This window comes from Cyanobium sp. Candia 9D4, assembly GCF_024346155.1.
GTDB classification, from domain to species: Bacteria; Cyanobacteriota; Cyanobacteriia; order PCC-6307; family Cyanobiaceae; genus Cyanobium; species Cyanobium minutissimum.
This window is the reverse complement of the sequence record NZ_JAGQCK010000010.1, coordinates 1-15339: the sequence shown is the minus strand read 5'-3', so window position 1 is coordinate 15339 and position 15339 is coordinate 1. Positions and strand designations below refer to the sequence as shown.

Here is a 15339-nt window from a genome sequence, read left to right as displayed (position 1 = left end):
TGCGGCCGGCAAGACCCTTACAGTAAGCACCGCGATTCCGTGCCCGAGAGGTCCGAGCTGCCATGGCCCAACGCACCCGTCTGGGAAACCTGCTGCGCCCCCTGAACTCCGAGTACGGAAAGGTGGTGCCCGGCTGGGGCACCACCCCCGTGATGGGCGTGTTCATGCTGCTGTTCCTGGTGTTCCTGCTGGTGATCCTGCAGCTGTACAACAAGTCCCTGCTGCTCGAGGGCATCAACGTCAACTGGAACGGCGTCGGCTGATTCCTCTCGCCCCCTGTCCATGAACATCTTCGGCATCGGTCTGCCCGAGATGGCGGTGATCGCCGCCATCGGGTTGCTGGTCTTCGGACCCAAGCGGCTGCCCGAGCTCGGCAAGACCCTGGGGCGCACCCTGCGCGGCTTCCAGTCGGCCTCGCAGGAATTCGAGAAGGAGTTCCGCACGGCGGTGGGCACCGAGCAGCCGATCGACATCTCCGGTCCCCCCGCCGCCATCACGCCGGCCGCTGAAGCTCCTGCCGGCGTGACACCTGTCGTCACCGAAACGGCAACGCCGGCGGCGGCGGCCGAGGAGAGCGCCGCCCCCTCCACCGGCCCCTCCAGCTGAGGGCGGCCATCCGTTGGATCTGCAACTGCTGGTGGGCCTGGGCAATCCCGGCCCCCGCTACGCCGACACCCGCCACAACGTCGGCTTCATGGTGCTGGAGCGGCTGGCCCGCGCCGGTGGCGCCAGCTTCCGCAACCAGGGCCGTCTGCATGGGCTGCTGGCCGAGACCGGCCAGGGGGACAGGCGGCTGCGGCTGCTGATGCCCCAGACCTTCATGAACGACAGCGGCCGCTCGATCCGCGCCGCCCTCGACTGGTTCCGGCTCGAGCCCGCCCAGATGCTGGTGCTGGTGGACGACATGGACCTGCCCCTGGGGCGCCTGCGGGTGCGGGCCGCGGGCGGCGCCGGGGGGCACAACGGCCTGCGCAGCACGATCGCCCACCTGGGCAGTGAGTCTTTCGCGCGGCTGCGGATCGGCATCGGCGCGCCGGGCGAGACGCCCGAGGAGCGCCGGGCCCGCACCGTGTCGCACGTGCTGGGCAAGTTCTCCGCCGCCGACCGGCCGGTGCTGGAGACGGTGCTGGAGGAGGTGGAGGCGGGCATCGACCTGATCCGCCGGGTGGGGCTGGAGAAGGCCGCCAACCGTCTGAACAGTTTTCGTGCCGATCCGCCGCCATCCTGAGAGCATCGACCGCGTCCCGTGAGCCGCCTTCCCGCCACCACCGCCCAGCTGCGGGTGCTGCGCCAGAGCTTCAGCCCCTGCCTGCTGGAGGGGGAGATCAGTGCCGGCGGCTTCCAGTGGCGCTTCCGCTGGGCCTTTGATCGGGGCGAGCTGCAGGTGGAGCCGTCCCTGGGGCGGGCCCTGATCCAGGACGCCCTGCTGCGCTTCCTGCTCAAGGCCGACTACCAGCTCGAACCCGGCGGCGACTACGTGTTCACGGTGCGGGCGTCGTTCTGATTCAGGGCCCCGCGGCCGCCAGGCACCGCGGCAGATCCCGCCCCAGCCGGCGCTCCAGCAGCAGCTGGGCCACCACGTCGTCGTAGTCGCGGGGGGGCTGGCGCAGGCCCAGGGGGAGGAGCCGCCGCCAGCCCCGGGCGGGGAACAGCTCCCAGTAGCGGCGCCGCGCCGCCAGGGTGGTGCCCCGCTCATCCACCAGCTCCACCGGCAGCAGGGGCTCCAGACGCCGCCGCCAGGGGCCGCTGCCGGTGCCATCGCCGATCACCACGGCAGCCAGGGCCTGCTGGCGGTGCCACTGCTCCAGCCGTTCCCAGGCCGCCTCCGGGGGCAGCACCAGGGCTTCACGGATCTCGCGGCGTTCGGGGTCGGTGAGCACCAGGCCGCACTTGCTGCGGCCGGGATCGAGGCCCGCCAGGGGGCCGGGGGCCCCCAGGGGTCCCGCGCTCACGGCCGCCCCGGCCGGGTGGCGCCGGCGCCGCCCGGCCGGAGCCAGCGCAGCTCCACGCTGATGGGGTCGGGGGTGTCGGCGTTCTGGAGGGCCACCGCCTCGAGATTGGCGGTCACGCCGGCGGGGCGTTCGCTGAGTTCCCGGGCCAGGGCGTTGATGCTGGCGGCATCGAACTGGAGGCCGTTGGCCAGGGTGCCCTGGCGCTGGACCTTGGCGAAGGCGGCGGCCAGCAGCAGGTTGAGGCGGCTGCGGACGGCTTCGGGATCGCGCACGTCGGGCTCGAGGGAGGTGCGGGAGAGCACCTCCCCCTGCTCGACCACCTGACGGTTGGGGCGCAGGTCTGGGAAGGCCAGCACCTGGGCCTCGCCCCGCAGCACGTTGGCGGCCGAGCGGATGCTGACCACCCAGGTGCCGGGGGTGGCGAGCAGCGATTCCAGCCGGGTGATGTCGCTGCGGGGCACCAGCAGGATCTGGCGGTTGGGGGGCTGGCCGGGCAGCAGCAGCTGGAAGGCGGCCCGGTTCGACTCCTGCAGCAGGGCATCGATCACCTGCTTGGCCTGGTCGGGGCGCTGCAGCTGCACCTTGGCGGTGGCCAGGGGCTGGCCGCTGGCGATCACCACGTCGCCGCGGCGCAGGGCGATGACGTTGGTCTCCAGGTCCTTGAGTTCCTTGGCGCCGGCGGCGATGCGGCGGCGGACGCTGGCCAGTTCGGCCTCGGTGCGGCGGATCTCGGCGTCCCGGCCCTGCACCTCCCGGCTGAGCCGGGCCCGCTCGGCCTCCAGCCGGGCGCGCTCCGCCTGCAGGGGCTGGAGTTCACGGCGCAGGGTGTCGACGCGGCGCTCGGCGGCCAGCAGCTGGTCGCGGGCGCGGCGCTGGCTGGCCAGGGCCTGGTCGCGGCGGCGCTCGGCGGTGATCAGATCGAGGCGGCTGCGCTCCAGTTCGCCCCGGGTGCGGGACAGTTCCCCTTCATTGCGCTTGAGGGCGGCGCGGCTGTCCCGCAGGCGGTCCTGGATCTGGTCGAGCTCGAAGAGCCCCACCCGCAGGCGCTCGCTCACCAGCAGCATCAGCCCCAGCGATACGGCACTGATCAGGCTGCCGGTGAGCACCGTGATGACCACGGCGGTCTTGCGGGGCCGCAGGTTGAACAGGCTGAGGCGCGCCTTGCCGACGCGGCTGCCGAGCCGGTCGCCCAGGGTGGAGAGCACTCCGCCGAGCACCAGGAGCGCGAGGATCAGCAGCCAACCCGACACCGTCTGCGCCTCGGTTTTGCGGTCCACCAAGTATCCCTGCTGGTGGCCTCGCGGCACCCGGCGGCGACCGCCCGATCAGCTGAACCGCTTGGCCAGGGCGATGGGATCGAAGACGGTGATCTTCTTGCGGTCGATCTGGACCAGGCCGTCGTTGCGCAGGTCGCCCAGCAGGCGGGTGATGGTGACGCGGGTGGAGCCGATCGCCTCGGCAATGGCCTGGTGGGAGAGGCGCAGGTCGATGGTGATGCCCTCGGTGCCGGGGACGCCGAAGTCGCGGCAGAGGACGAGCAGGAAGCTCACCAGCCGGGAGGACATGTCCCGGTGGGTGAGGGTCTCGATCATGGTCTCGGTCTGGAGGATGCGGGAGGAGAGGCCCTGGAGCAGCAGCAGGCCGACGCTGGCGTCCTGCTCGATGGCCCGCCGCACCGAGGTGGCCGGGGCCGTGACCATCTCGACCCGGGTGAAGGCGATGGCGTGATAGAAGCGGTCGGAGCGCTGGCCGGTGAGCAGGGAGAGCACCCCGAACAGGCTGTTCTCGCGCAGCAGGGCCACGGTGATCTCCTCGCCCGACTCGTAGACGCGCGAGAGGCGCACGGCACCGCGCCGCAGCAGGTAGACGCGCTCGGCCGGGTCGCCGGGGAAGAAGATCGTCTTGCCGCGCTCGATGGTCTCGACGCTGCTGCCGGCCAGGCCGCGGATCACGTCCAGCAGGGTGGTGGCCATGGTGCCGGGGGCGCCCATGGGGGTCACGGAGCCGGGGGATCCGCTGGATGGGCTGCTGGGGTAGCGGCTGAAGCCACGCGTAGCGCCGACCATCAAGGCGTGGCGATTGGTGATGAACCTATGGATCGGTCTGGCCGATCCATGTAGCCAATGACACTCTTTAGCCGGTCGTCCGTGCGGCTGCAACCACGCTGGGCCCGGCCGGCGCCCCAGCCAGGGCCTGGCGCTGGGCCTCCTGCAGGTCCCGCAGGCCCGGTTCGGCCAGATCCAGCAGGGCGTCGAGGCGGGAGCGGGAGAAGGGGGCGCCCTCGGCGGTGCCCTGGATCTCCAGCAGCCGGCCCTGCTCGTCCATCACCACGTTGAGGTCGACCTCGGCGCGGGAATCCTCGGAGTAGTCCAGATCCAGCAGGGCCCGGCCATCCACCAGGCCCACCGACACGGCCGACACCTGCTGGCGCAGGGGCGAGGCGGCCAGCACGCCCTGGTGCTGGAGGCGCTCCAGGGCGGCGGCCAGGGCGATCCAGGCGCCGGTGATCGAGGCGGTGCGGGTGCCGGCGTCGGCCTGGAGCACGTCGCAGTCGACCAGCAGGGTGCGCTCGCCGAGGGCCTCCAGGTCGAGGGCGGCCCGCAGGCTGCGGCCGATGAGGCGCTGGATCTCCTGGGTGCGGCCGGAGAGCTTCATCAGTTCGCGGCCCTGGCGGCTGGGGGTGGAGGCCGGCAGCAGGCGGTATTCGGCGCTGAGCCAGCCGCTGCCGGAGCCCTTGCGCCAGCGGGGCACCTCGGGATCGAGGCAGACGCTGCAGAGCACGCGGGTGCGGCCGGCGGCGAAGAGCACCGAGCTGAGGGCGAAGCCCATCGGGTCCCAGTCGACGGCCACCGGGCGCAGGGCATCGGCGGTGCGGCCGTCGTTGCGGGGGGCGTCGGCGGGAGTGGTCACGCGGCCTTTGGCGGAGCCGGGCCAGCGTAGGTGGCGCCGGTGGTACGTCTGTTCCCAGCCACTACCGATGGTGTGCCGGGCTGGCGAGGGCCGCTACATTCGGGAGGTGAGCGGCCGGGGCGATCCGTCCGGACCTTTCACACCAACGCTTCCGTGGGGTGTCCATGACCGCCAGCCTCATCGACCCCGGCCACCCCCGGCGCACGGCCGCCCCGGCGCGCACCGAGCCGCTGGCCCTGGTGCCGCCCCTGCGGCTGGTGAGCCAGCCGGAGGGGCTGCTGCAGATCCACACGGCGCCTTTCCGGGGCAGCTTCGCGGCGGTGTTCAGCCAGGCCCTGCGCAGCGCCGGGCTGGGCAGCCGGGTGCTGGTGAGCCAGTTCCTCAAGGGGGGCGTGGAGCAGGGGCCGGCGGGCAGCCTGCGGCTGTGCGGCCGGCTGGAGTGGCTGCGGCCGGGCACGCCCCACTGCCTCGATGGGCCGCCGGGCTCGCAAGGGGAGGAGGGGGCCACGGCCGAGGAGGCGCTCGAAGCGGTGGCCGAGGTGTGGGAGGTGAGCCGCGAGCGGCTGCTGAAGGGGGATCTGGATCTGCTGGTGCTCGATGAACTGGGCCTGGCGATCGCCCTGGGGTATCTGCCGGCCCCATCGGTGATCGAGGCGCTTGAACAGCGGCCAGCCCATCTGGATGTCATCCTGACGGGCCCCTCGATGCCGGCCAGCCTGATGGCGATGGCCGATCAGGTCACCCAGTTGCGCCGCGGCGGCTGACGCCATGCTCAAGAACGACCACTGGATCAACGAACAGGCCGCGGCCGGGATGCTGGAGCCGTTCCAGCCGACGCTGGTGCGCCACCTGGATCCGGAGGGCCGAACCGGTCCGGTGCTGAGCTTCGGGTGCTCGTCCTACGGGTACGACCTGCGGCTGTCGCCGAAGGAGTTCCTGATCTTCCGCCACGTGCCCGGCACGGTGATGAACCCGAAGCGGTTCAACCCGGCGAACCTGGAGCCGGCGCCGATGCACAGCGATGAGGACGGCGATTACTTCATCCTGCCGGCCCATTCCTACGGGCTGGGGGTGGCGCTGGAAAAGATGAAGGTGCCGTCGAATATCACCGTGATCTGCCTGGGCAAGAGCACCTACGCGCGGCTGGGCATCATCGTGAACACCACCCCGGCCGAAGCTGGCTGGGAGGGCCACCTCACCCTGGAGTTCAGCAATTCCTCCGGCGCCGACTGCCGCATCTACGCCGGCGAAGGCATCTGCCAGCTGCTGTTCTTCGAGGGCGACCCCTGTGCCACCACCTACAACGACCGCCAGGGCAAGTACCAGCACCAGCCTGAGCGGGTGACGCTGGCGAAGGTTTGAGGGAATTGGAGGATGGATCGGATAGGAGAGGGAAGGAGACTCTGTAGCGAAGCGGACAGTTGGTTATCGGGTCCGTCTAAGTCGCTTGCTTGGGTCGGGGCTCATGGGCTAATTGGTTGTGGCGAGGGTGGTTTGGCAGGATGGCCTGCTAAAGATCAACTTCTTATGCGGCTGCGGGCCTGGGGTGAAGGTGGTTATCGGAACCGCCCAATAACGGGTTAGGCATCTATGGCGAGCACGGACGACCAGTGGGAACGGTTTCTCGATCCTGATGTGGTTCGACCGTCCTTGTTTCTGGCAACGATGTTCATCACGACGTTCGAGATCCTCAAAGACTCAATCGTGGAGGATGTTCGCGGCTTCTACACAAACGTCGTCATTGAGCGTGGGCCCACGATCTCGGATGAGTACCAATCAAAAGTTCTTTCTAAGAACAAGAGCCCGCTGTATGCGTCGCTTCAATGGCTGCGTGAGAACGATGCCATTGACGAAGAAGACTTGACCACCTTTGAAAAGCTGAAGAGCACGCGCAATCAACTGGCGCACCAGCTTTTCGCTGTAGTAACTGGTCAGGTCGAGTCAGCGCACGAAACGCAGTTCGAAGAACTGGTGGCGCTGCTGCGGAAGATTGGCGTATGGTGGGTGGTGAATGTCGAAATCCCGACCAATCCAGACTTCGATGGGGAGGAGATTGACGAGGCGGGCATCGTTCCCGGTTCTGTCCTTTCGCTGCAAATGCTTATCCAGGTGGCATCAGGAAACACTGAGCTTCTGGAGCATTGGCGAAAAGAGCGGAAGAGAGTTGAGTAGATGCCTAACCATTCCATCGAGGGGAAGTCCAACCGGCAGTGCCGGTCGGCCACCCTCATGTCAAACGTTGGGCGTCACGATCAAGCCCTCATTCCCACAAGCGCAAAGACGATTACCAACTGTAATGAATGACCCCATCGGACCGCATTCAAACACAAACTACCTCAAATCCGCAGTTGCAAAGCTCTATGGCGACGAAGACGATTTCATACTTTTTGGTCTAACAGGCCGTACAGGTAGTGGATGCAGCACCGCGGCGAGGCTAATTCAGTCGCCGAAGAACCAGATCAAGCACAGTCTGTTTAACGGCAACGCCCCTGAGTCAAACGAGCAGCGGAAGGAGCGGATTGTTTTTCGGCACTTTGCCGCGACTTGGACCCCGTTTCTCTTAATCCAGGTCAGATCGATCATAACAACGTTCCTGCTTGACGAAGAGATCGCCAAAGTAAGCGAACACTTCTCCCATCTTTTGGTTAATGACGAACTCAAGGCCAAGTTCGAAAAACTGCTTTCGGAACTTCAAGAATCCTACAAGGCACTCTCAACTCAACAGGACACTGGAGACCCGACTAAGTACTACACTCACACGCTTCCAGAGCAATGCGAAGTTCTTAAGTCTGCCCTTGGGGAAAGCGCGTTTGTTAGGCTATATCAAGAAGTGGGCCAGAATCTTCGCCTTTCAGGCAGTCCATGTACACGCGAGATGGTTGAGGGCAAGTTTTTCACAATCGCGGAACGTATTAATTTCGTTGTCAAGCAAGTACACGCGTTTCAACAGCAACGAGGAGACAAGACATTTATCGTTATCGACGCTATCCGCAATCCTCTTGAGGCCATCTTTTTTCAGGATCGGTATGCATCCTTCTTCCTAGTCGCAGTGTCGGCTCCAGAGGGAGACCGCATCAGGCGACTGCGCGCACAGCACTACTCGGAAGAAGACATCGCGTCATTGGACAGGACAGAGTACACGCCGCACGATCTGCACGAACCCGACTTCTACTCAGTTCAAGACATTCAGGCATGCCTTCAGCGCGCAGATCTGTACATCAGCAATCCTGACGTATCGTCAGAGGTCAATAAATATCAAACCCTGGCGAATCAACTGATTCGCTTTGTATCACTCATCCGGCGACCCGGAATAACGACGCCTAGTGCGGTGGAACGGTGTATGCAAATCGCCTACACTGCGAAACTTAACTCTGGCTGCATATCACGCCAAGTCGGCGCAGTGGTCACAGACAAGAATTACTCAGTGCGCGCAGTAGGCTGGAATGACGCGCCTCATGGTCAAGTACCGTGCAATCTCCGTAACCGCGATGACCTGATTGGCGGGGTCGATTCAATAGCCTACAGCCAGTTCGAACGGACTGACGGTAAGTACTTGGATCACTTCAAGGAGAGTACCGCGAGATTCGCCGGCATCGAGCTTAACGGCAGAAACAATTCGTTCTGCTTTAAGTCTGAGTATAATTCGTATACTGGTGACAAGAATCAGGTACACACAAGATCTCTGCACGCCGAAGAGAACGCTTTTCTTCAGATTTCAAAGTATGGCCTCGCTGCGATTGAGGGAGGAATACTATTTACCACCGCAAGTCCATGTGAGCTGTGCGCCAAGAAAGCCTATCAACTTGGCATCACCGACATCGTCTACATTGACCCGTACCCAGGAATCGCGCTTACCCATATTCTGAATGGTGGGGTTAATAACCCTAAACTGACTCTTTTTTCGGGCGCCATCGGCCGAGCATTTCACAAGCTCTACTCGCCAATAGTCGCTTACAAAGATGAGCTTAACGCACTCATCCAATCGTCCAGTGATGCCTAACCTCAAGATGCAGAAGACGGGAGCTCGGGGTGGGGGCGATGCAGGAATTCTCGCCCGCTTCTGATCTTGGCGTTAGGCATCAGAACCGACGCGCAGCGTTGCCTCAACCCAGAAGGCGGCCTCACCTTCCCGACACCAGCCAGCCTCGCAACTGGTTCCCCGCGGCGGGTAGCTAATCGACTATGCCTGTGGGAACAACGGAGACAGCGCCTCGGTAGCGTTCGCTCCAGATCACAGCACATCAGAACAGTTTGTGAAGCGCACAATTTTCTATTCTTGGCAGTCAGATCTGCAGGGCCGCACCAATCGAAATTTGATTGAGGATGCCCTTAAGCGTGCCATTCGAGCTATTGCTCGCGACCAAGATGCGGGCGTCGAACCTGTTCTAGATCGCGATACTGCGAACCTTGCGGGAACCCCCGACATCGCTCAAAGTATCCTCGCGAAAATCGCTACCGCCGACATCTTTGTAGCTGATGTAAGCATTGTCAGCGAACACCAACAAGGGCGGCCCACCCCTAATCCGAATGTATTGATCGAACTTGGCTATGCAGTGGCTGAGCTAGGCTGGGAAAATGTAGTCCTTGTGATGAACAGCGCATACGGTGGCCCCGAGCAACTGCCGTTTGATCTGCGAGGAAGAAGAACGGTTGTCTACGAGATGCGCGACGACGAAGCGCCCGCTGAAGCACGTGGACTACTGCAGGGTCGTCTTGAGTCATGCCTTAGGGGCACCCTCAGTGCTGGCGTCGCCCACAGTTTACCCACGGGCCCAGACGCTGCCTTGTGGTGGGGTCGGTGGCACTTCGATCCCGCGCATGCAACTGGGGGGCGGCTGTTCATCCGAGAGACTGGCGCTACCGGCTTTTTGTTTGAGCTTGACGTGTTCAACGGAGCTCATCAGGGCCGCATTTCCTCCTACGCTCGCATCCTGTCTGCAGATTTAGCTTATTGCCGTGTGCCTAACGGTCCTGAGCAACCCGATGGAGAACTTGTGTTCCGGCGCGGATGGCAACAGGGTGCGAGAACGATCTCCATCGAAGAGGCGGCGAGATGTTCCTACTGGGGCGGTATGCGCGCGAACTTTAGTGGGGAATTTCGGTGGCAGTTGGAGCCATGGTTTCAGCGTGGATATCTCAATGAACTGGAGTTGGCGAGGTTATATGGCTTGGTTGGCGAAGGTTGGGACACACTGAAAGGATGCACTGCGGATATGCATGAAGAGCAATTCGGCGCTGATGAGTCAGTCCGTGTTATTCGTGGAGGCGTGGCAGGCCTGTACACCATCATGGAAAGCATCGTCATGCTTGGTGACGCAGGGCGCATGTGGGTCGCTTACATCGATGACACAGTTGTTCGGTATTTCACCAATGTCTTCGAGGACAAGCACAAATTGCCGGCAGCGATCGAGGCTTGGCGTGTGAACCTCCAGAATAAGGAGGTCAGATATTGTGAGCCCGCCAAACTGACAATCGGTGATGATCACTCTGCTGGCATAGAAGACGATTTAGGAGATCTAGAGCCACCGACGAGAACTGTGTCATCTAAGTGGAGGCACTGGATCAATCACAGGTTTCGGCGACGCCGCTAGGCACCAGTGTCCGCATTCTCACGAAGCCATCGCAGCCGCGCCACAGTGCGGCTGCGATGGCTTCGCGTTAAACGCCAAGCAATTTGTGAATCGCAAAATACTAGAAGTTTCTGGGCCGCACACTGATGCCTACCCCTCGCTCAACCGGACCCATTTCGGGATGCGGCTAAAGACCCGCCATTTCATTCTGGACCTTTAGCCACATGCCGCAACGGTTCGGTTAGCGCAAACGGTTAGGCACTTATGCTGGGAAATAGCCTGAGTCAAGTCAGGTTGAACAACATGACCTTCATTCTTAATGGATTCTAGGTCTCTTGACGACTTAACAATAGAAGAACTTGCAGCGCTCCCGAAATGGGCAGTTCCACCAAGGCTTCAGAAAAGGTTGGAGGATGCTTTGGCCGCTGAGAATCGGGATCGAATCATAAACGCTGATGATGAAGTAGTGCCTGAAACCTTTCATGATCCCAGGGGCTATTGGTCGGCTAGAACAAGAGATACAAAAGGAAGCCAGGATGCGCCATTCGATCAAACTACCAACAGCGATGATGGCTCTCAAGTCGGGCCAAGGGGCGGCAGATATCGAATTCGCTTCAATTCTGATGGCAAGCCCTATCGCCAGTACTTCTGATTATTTGCCTCATTGCTTCTTTCTGAATGAGGTGGGCAATGTTTAGACTCGAGAAATCCCTTGAGTTGCGATTCTAAGATGAATTGCTGACTATCTGCGATCTAAGGTGTGATGGTGAAAGCTTGGCCATCTACTCAGGAGTTGCAGTATGAACCGTGACATGAATCTTGCCCGTGAGATACTTGTTTGGGCCATAGAGCAACCACACGGTTACGTCGATGGCAATCCGGAGATCCCCGGACACACGGAAGAAGAGGTGGCGTATGATATCTACCTTCTGCGTCAAACTGGAATTGTAGACGCAGCCGTTAGAACTGTCATCGGTCTTCCAAGCCCCAAGGCCATACTGAATTCGGTAACATGGTCTGCGAATGACTCTGCAGACGCCCCACGCGATGATGTCATATGGAAGAAAGCCACCAGAACTGTGCTTGAAGAGAGGGCCTCTTTTACGTTTGATCCACTAAATTACTGGCTTAGGATCGAGGCCCAACAGCCTCTTGGTCTACCTCTTGGACTATAGGTTCAGCGATTAATGCCCAACAAGCCCCTGGAGTGGACAGGCCGCCGTCGAGTCTGCTTCGATAGCAATAGCCTCTTGCCTGCCACTCAGGGGCAGCTTTAGTAGCATCTGAACTTGACAATTCTGGGCGGTGCAGGCAAGCTGCTAATAGAAGCTGCTTTTCTGTGCTTTATTTGTTATGGGAGTTCATTCAATGGATCCTGGGGTTATGGGGAAATCTTCCGCAGCCAGTCAAAGATAAAATCATTGATCTTGTTGTCGAAAGTTTCGATCAGATTCTCCGAGCATTCTATCGCAGTCAAAACAATGACGATCAAGCCTAAAAGCTTCAAGGAGTTCTACGAGTCGCAAGAGAATCCAGATCTCACTGCACCCCCTGGCATCGGTTCAATCGCAATGGCCGCTTCAGGAATTGCAGCATGCTTGGCCGGTACAGTACTGACCACTGGTGAACAGTTTCCAGATGAGTCTAGAGATGAGTTTGGGAACAAGGTCAGTGAAATTGCACATTCTCAGGAGTTCATTGCTCAGTTTAGTAACGAGGTCGGCGTACCTCTTGCCAGTGAGTCAGAGGACCAGTTCGTGCAAAGGGCTAAATCAGCCATGGCAGATTTGCTTCGCAAAAAACTCAGATAGAGATAGTATCTTTTGCTTGGTTAAAATGCTTCTAGCATCCACATGCAGAAGGCGGGAGCAAGTGATACGCACTTTGCAAAGATGTTCTTCCCGCTTCTGATCTGGAGGGTTATCCAGATGGGAGCCATTTAGCAATGAACCTTGGGCGAATCGAAACTGAGCGTAAGAGCGGGGCAGAGCAGCTGCACGTGAATGGCGCACCGCTGGGTGTCTCCTTGCAGCAGTTCTGGCAATGGTCAGGATCTGATCTCATCAGCAACTCGCAACGCGGGATCCTTGCTGAGTTTCTTGTGGCACATGCGCTGGGCGTCGATGACGGTGTACGTACAGAGTGGGATGCCTATGATCTGCGAACAGACTCCGGCATCAAGGTTGAGGTCAAGGCTTCGGGCTACGTCCAGTCCTGGGCGCAGGAAAAGCTCTCCAGCGTTGGCTTCGACATGGCTCCCAAGCTCAGCTGGGATGCCTCCACGAACACTTCTGCAAAAGAACCAGCCAGGCCAGCGGACGTCTACGTTTTCGCCATTCATGCTCACATCGACCAGGCATCGATCGATCTGCTCAACGTGAATCAGTGGGAGTTTTACGTGCTAGGCACGCCCCTTCTCAACCAAGCGTGCAGTAGCCAAAAGAGAATTTCCCTAGGCGCTCTTCAGAGCCTCTGCTCAAAGGCGGTGCCATTTGGGGACCTCGGCGACGCCGTTGAACAGGCAGCTGGTCGTTAGCCATCTATTCTAGAGGGCACTGCCTCACATCAAGATCCAGCGGGTGGGTCTGATACTGCAAGCTGCACGTAGGGTGCTTCTCCCCGCTGCTGATCTTGAGCGATAGCTCGGCTGTCGAGACGATAGATTGTTTTGCTTAGATATTCAGTAAGGGATCCCTCGAATGGCCTTGAAACGCAACAATATCTTGCTGGCAGTGACTCAGGTGGATATTGCAACTTGGTGAGTGTGCCGACCTCGATCTCAAATTACATCCACACACCTTGAAAGCCCGAAATCCATGCGCGGATGAGTCCTGAGCACAGGACGCACGGCAGCTTCGCAGCAATGGGCAACTTCGTTCATCCGCGCGGAGGACTGCTGAAGACCGCTTCCAACCAGTCGTAAGCACGCTGATGGAACAGTGAACGCGCCGTCTCCTCGCAATGGCCGCCGGCGCCTTCGGCTGTGGTGAAGCGCACCAGGGTCCGGGGACACTGCAGCGCGGCATGCAGCTGCTGCGCGAAGCGCGCGATCGGATCGCCTTCCGCCCAGGCCACCAGCGTGGGGCAGCGGATCTGTTCCGCGCGCCCCCTGAGGCTGTAGTCGCCGGCGATCCGGACGTAATCGGCGACGGAATCGAGGCCATGCATCCAGAGGGCCCGCTGGAAGGTCCAGTGCAGGGATGGATTGGAGCGGATCTGGCCCTGCAGGGCTTCGAGATCGGCGGGGGCGATCTCTGGCAGGCGTTCGCGCACGGCAGGCGGGAGCGGCAGGTTCGCCCGCAAGGCCTCGAGGAGATCCCACTGGCCGGGGTCGGCGATGCAGGCCGCCAGGCGGTGCTCCCCGCTGGCTGCTCGGGGCGCCAGATAGCCGCCGAAACTCCAGCCGATCAGCGCCATCCGCTGCGGGTCCACCTCCGGGCGGGAGAGCGCGTAGTCGACAACCGGGCGCACCACGTTCTCCCAGTCGGGGCGGAACACCAGGCCCTGGTGGATGAGGGGGCGGCCCTGGCCGGGGCCGTCGAAGGTGAGGCAGTGGTAGCCGCGGCGCACGGCGGCCACGGCATGGGCAAAGTGCGCCTCATGCACGGTGGCGTCGTAGCCGTTGGTGGCGATCACCGTGGGGCGCGGCTGGCCCGAGTCATCGGCACGGTGGAAGTAGCCGGGCGGCGGCTCTGGCAAACGCCTCAGCCTCACGGTCGAAGGCCTACACCAGCCGGTCGTCCACCGGCGCACCGAAGAGCGGCAGATAGGACGTGCGGTAGTCGTTGCTGGCCCGCAGGTAGGCCTCGCGTGCACTTACCGCGTGGCCGGCCGCGGCACAGGATTCGGCGATGCGAAACACACGGTTGCCGGTGGCGGTCCAGGCCCGATACCAGCTGTCCGGATCCGCGGGCGTGATCTCCGCAGCCGTGACGAAGCACTCGCCGAAATCAGCACCCCCATAGAGCGCGTGCGACAGGGCTCGGACGGCTAACTGTGTAGTGCCACCAGGTTGTTCCGGCTGACAAAGGGGTGTGAGGCCGACAGGGTTGTGGTGCGACCCAACAGTCCAAGACCTCAGACCCTATGCATACACACCCCAATGCCCGCCTGACACCGATCGGTCGTGAACGCCTGATCCGGCAGCACCTCGATGAGGGCAGGAGCCTTGCCCAGCTGGCCACTGATCACGGGATCAGTGAACGGACGGCCCGCAAGTGGCTCGCTCGTTTCCGTTCAGGCGGGCCAGCGGCACTGGCGGATCGACGCAGCGTGCGCCGCAGCCAGCGGCGGACGCTCGATCCGCAGCAACTGCAGCAGCCCGTAGAGCTCAGGCAGCAGCGCTGCACCCTCAGGAGGATCGCCCGGCTGCTGTTGGTACCGATCAGCACCCTGGCCCGGGCGATGCGGCGCCTGGGGCTGAACCGGCTGCGCAACCTCGATCCCCTAGCGCTTGCGCTTCTGCTAAGCAGTAGCCACCGGTGCAGCGGTACCAGTGGGAGCAGCCCGGCGACATGATCCATGTCGACATCAAGCAGCTGGCCCGCTTTGAGCGTGTTGGCCACCGGATCACCGGTGATCCGCGTAAGGGCTCCTCACCCGGCGCTGGCTACGAGAAGGTTCACGTGGCGATCGACGACGCCACCCGTCTGTCCTACGTCGAGGTCCTGCCCGACGAGAAGGGCCCGACCACAGTGGGCTTCCTGAGCCGTGCGGTGGCCTGGTTCAACGGCCAGGGAATCGAGTGCCGACGGGTGCTCAGCGACAACGGCTCGGCCTACTGTCCGACGACAATCTGGTTGAGGGGTCGCGCCAAACAGGTTGACCGCTCTTGAGGGGCTGCGCTGAATCCGGTTGCCATGCGCAGGGCACCGGGCCATGCCTGCTCCCCTCACCGCTCAACAGAT

20 protein-coding genes are annotated in these 15339 nt (G+C 62.3%); 14 read left to right on the top strand and 6 right to left on the bottom strand.

Going from position 1 to position 15339, the window contains the following annotated elements:
• The first annotated feature begins 62 nt into the window (after positions 1–62).
• Genes psbH through KBZ08_RS14550 form a run of 4 tightly spaced genes read left to right on the top strand, consistent with a single transcriptional unit; the run spans position 63 to position 1504 of the window.
• Complete coding sequence (gene psbH, locus KBZ08_RS14565) at positions 63–263, top strand: photosystem II reaction center phosphoprotein PsbH (protein ID WP_015109629.1); 201 nt, start codon at positions 63–65, stop codon at positions 261–263.
• Between the two features lie 19 nt (positions 264–282).
• Positions 283–606 (top strand): TatA/E family twin arginine-targeting protein translocase, encoded by a 324-nt coding sequence (locus tag KBZ08_RS14560; protein ID WP_254973894.1) that lies wholly within the window; start codon positions 283–285, stop codon positions 604–606.
• Positions 607–619: 13 nt separating this feature from the next.
• Positions 620–1228 (top strand): aminoacyl-tRNA hydrolase, encoded by a 609-nt coding sequence (gene pth, locus KBZ08_RS14555; protein ID WP_106220941.1) that lies wholly within the window; start codon positions 620–622, stop codon positions 1226–1228.
• Between the two features lie 18 nt (positions 1229–1246).
• A complete protein-coding gene (locus tag KBZ08_RS14550) occupies positions 1247–1504 on the top strand; it encodes a DUF3146 family protein (RefSeq protein WP_015109626.1) in 258 nt (85 codons plus the stop codon).
• Position 1505: 1 nt separating this feature from the next.
• On the opposite strand, the gene KBZ08_RS14545 is transcribed toward KBZ08_RS14550, so the two are convergent.
• The 4 genes from KBZ08_RS14545 to rph form a co-directional block, all read right to left on the bottom strand.
• Positions 1506–1952 (bottom strand): resolvase, encoded by a 447-nt coding sequence (locus KBZ08_RS14545; RefSeq protein WP_254973892.1) that lies wholly within the window; start codon positions 1950–1952, stop codon positions 1506–1508.
• A complete protein-coding gene (locus KBZ08_RS14540; RefSeq protein WP_254973935.1) occupies positions 1949–3202 on the bottom strand; it encodes a DUF3084 domain-containing protein in 1254 nt (417 codons plus the stop codon). The genes KBZ08_RS14545 and KBZ08_RS14540 overlap by 4 nt, the downstream gene beginning before the upstream one ends.
• 75 nt (positions 3203–3277) lie before the next feature.
• Complete coding sequence (ntcA, locus tag KBZ08_RS14535) at positions 3278–3943, bottom strand: global nitrogen regulator NtcA (protein ID WP_219904212.1); 666 nt, start codon at positions 3941–3943, stop codon at positions 3278–3280.
• A 142-nt stretch (positions 3944–4085) separates the two neighbouring features.
• A complete protein-coding gene (gene rph / locus KBZ08_RS14530; protein WP_254973890.1) occupies positions 4086–4862 on the bottom strand; it encodes a ribonuclease PH in 777 nt (258 codons plus the stop codon).
• Positions 4863–5026: 164 nt separating this feature from the next.
• On the opposite strand from rph, the gene KBZ08_RS14525 reads away from it, so the two are divergent.
• The 8 genes from KBZ08_RS14525 (at position 5027) to KBZ08_RS14490 (ending at position 12968) form a co-directional block, all read left to right on the top strand.
• On the top strand, positions 5027–5626 hold the full coding sequence (locus tag KBZ08_RS14525) for a cob(I)yrinic acid a,c-diamide adenosyltransferase (protein ID WP_254973889.1): 600 nt from the start codon (positions 5027–5029) through the stop codon (positions 5624–5626).
• 4 nt (positions 5627–5630) lie between these two features.
• Positions 5631–6224, top strand: coding sequence for a dCTP deaminase (dcd, locus tag KBZ08_RS14520; RefSeq protein WP_094584423.1), 594 nt, complete (start codon positions 5631–5633; stop codon positions 6222–6224).
• Between the two features lie 228 nt (positions 6225–6452).
• Positions 6453–7034: a hypothetical protein gene (locus KBZ08_RS14515; protein ID WP_254973888.1), complete on the top strand. Its 582-nt coding sequence runs from the start codon at positions 6453–6455 to the stop codon at positions 7032–7034.
• 67 nt (positions 7035–7101) lie between these two features.
• Positions 7102–8862 carry a hypothetical protein gene (locus KBZ08_RS14510; protein ID WP_254973887.1) on the top strand — a complete coding sequence of 587 codons (1761 nt, stop codon included), beginning with the start codon at positions 7102–7104 and terminating at the stop codon, positions 8860–8862.
• A 253-nt stretch (positions 8863–9115) separates the two neighbouring features.
• Entirely contained in the window at positions 9116–10453 is a 1338-nt protein-coding gene (locus KBZ08_RS14505; protein ID WP_254973886.1) for a TIR domain-containing protein, read from the top strand.
• A 791-nt stretch (positions 10454–11244) separates the two neighbouring features.
• A complete protein-coding gene (locus tag KBZ08_RS14500; protein WP_254973884.1) occupies positions 11245–11607 on the top strand; it encodes a DUF2513 domain-containing protein in 363 nt (120 codons plus the stop codon).
• 114 nt (positions 11608–11721) lie between these two features.
• A complete protein-coding gene (locus KBZ08_RS14495; RefSeq protein WP_254973882.1) occupies positions 11722–12243 on the top strand; it encodes a hypothetical protein in 522 nt (173 codons plus the stop codon).
• A gap of 215 nt (positions 12244–12458) precedes the next feature.
• A complete protein-coding gene (locus KBZ08_RS14490) occupies positions 12459–12968 on the top strand; it encodes a hypothetical protein (RefSeq protein WP_254973880.1) in 510 nt (169 codons plus the stop codon).
• A 341-nt stretch (positions 12969–13309) separates the two neighbouring features.
• On the opposite strand, the gene KBZ08_RS14485 is transcribed toward KBZ08_RS14490, so the two are convergent.
• Both KBZ08_RS14485 and KBZ08_RS14480 read right to left on the bottom strand, forming a co-directional pair.
• A complete protein-coding gene (locus KBZ08_RS14485) occupies positions 13310–14131 on the bottom strand; it encodes a S9 family peptidase (RefSeq protein WP_254973878.1) in 822 nt (273 codons plus the stop codon).
• Between the two features lie 25 nt (positions 14132–14156).
• Positions 14157–14294: a hypothetical protein gene (locus KBZ08_RS14480; protein WP_254973876.1), complete on the bottom strand. Its 138-nt coding sequence runs from the start codon at positions 14292–14294 to the stop codon at positions 14157–14159.
• Between the two features lie 224 nt (positions 14295–14518).
• Between KBZ08_RS14480 and KBZ08_RS14475 the strand changes: the two genes are divergently transcribed.
• Entirely contained in the window at positions 14519–14950 is a 432-nt protein-coding gene (locus KBZ08_RS14475; RefSeq protein WP_254973875.1) for a helix-turn-helix domain-containing protein, read from the top strand.
• Positions 14947–15267, top strand: a complete 321-nt coding sequence (locus KBZ08_RS14470; protein WP_254973874.1) for a DDE-type integrase/transposase/recombinase — start codon at positions 14947–14949, stop codon at positions 15265–15267. Before KBZ08_RS14475 ends, KBZ08_RS14470 begins: the two co-directional genes overlap by 4 nt.
• The last annotated feature ends 72 nt before the right edge of the window (positions 15268–15339 follow it).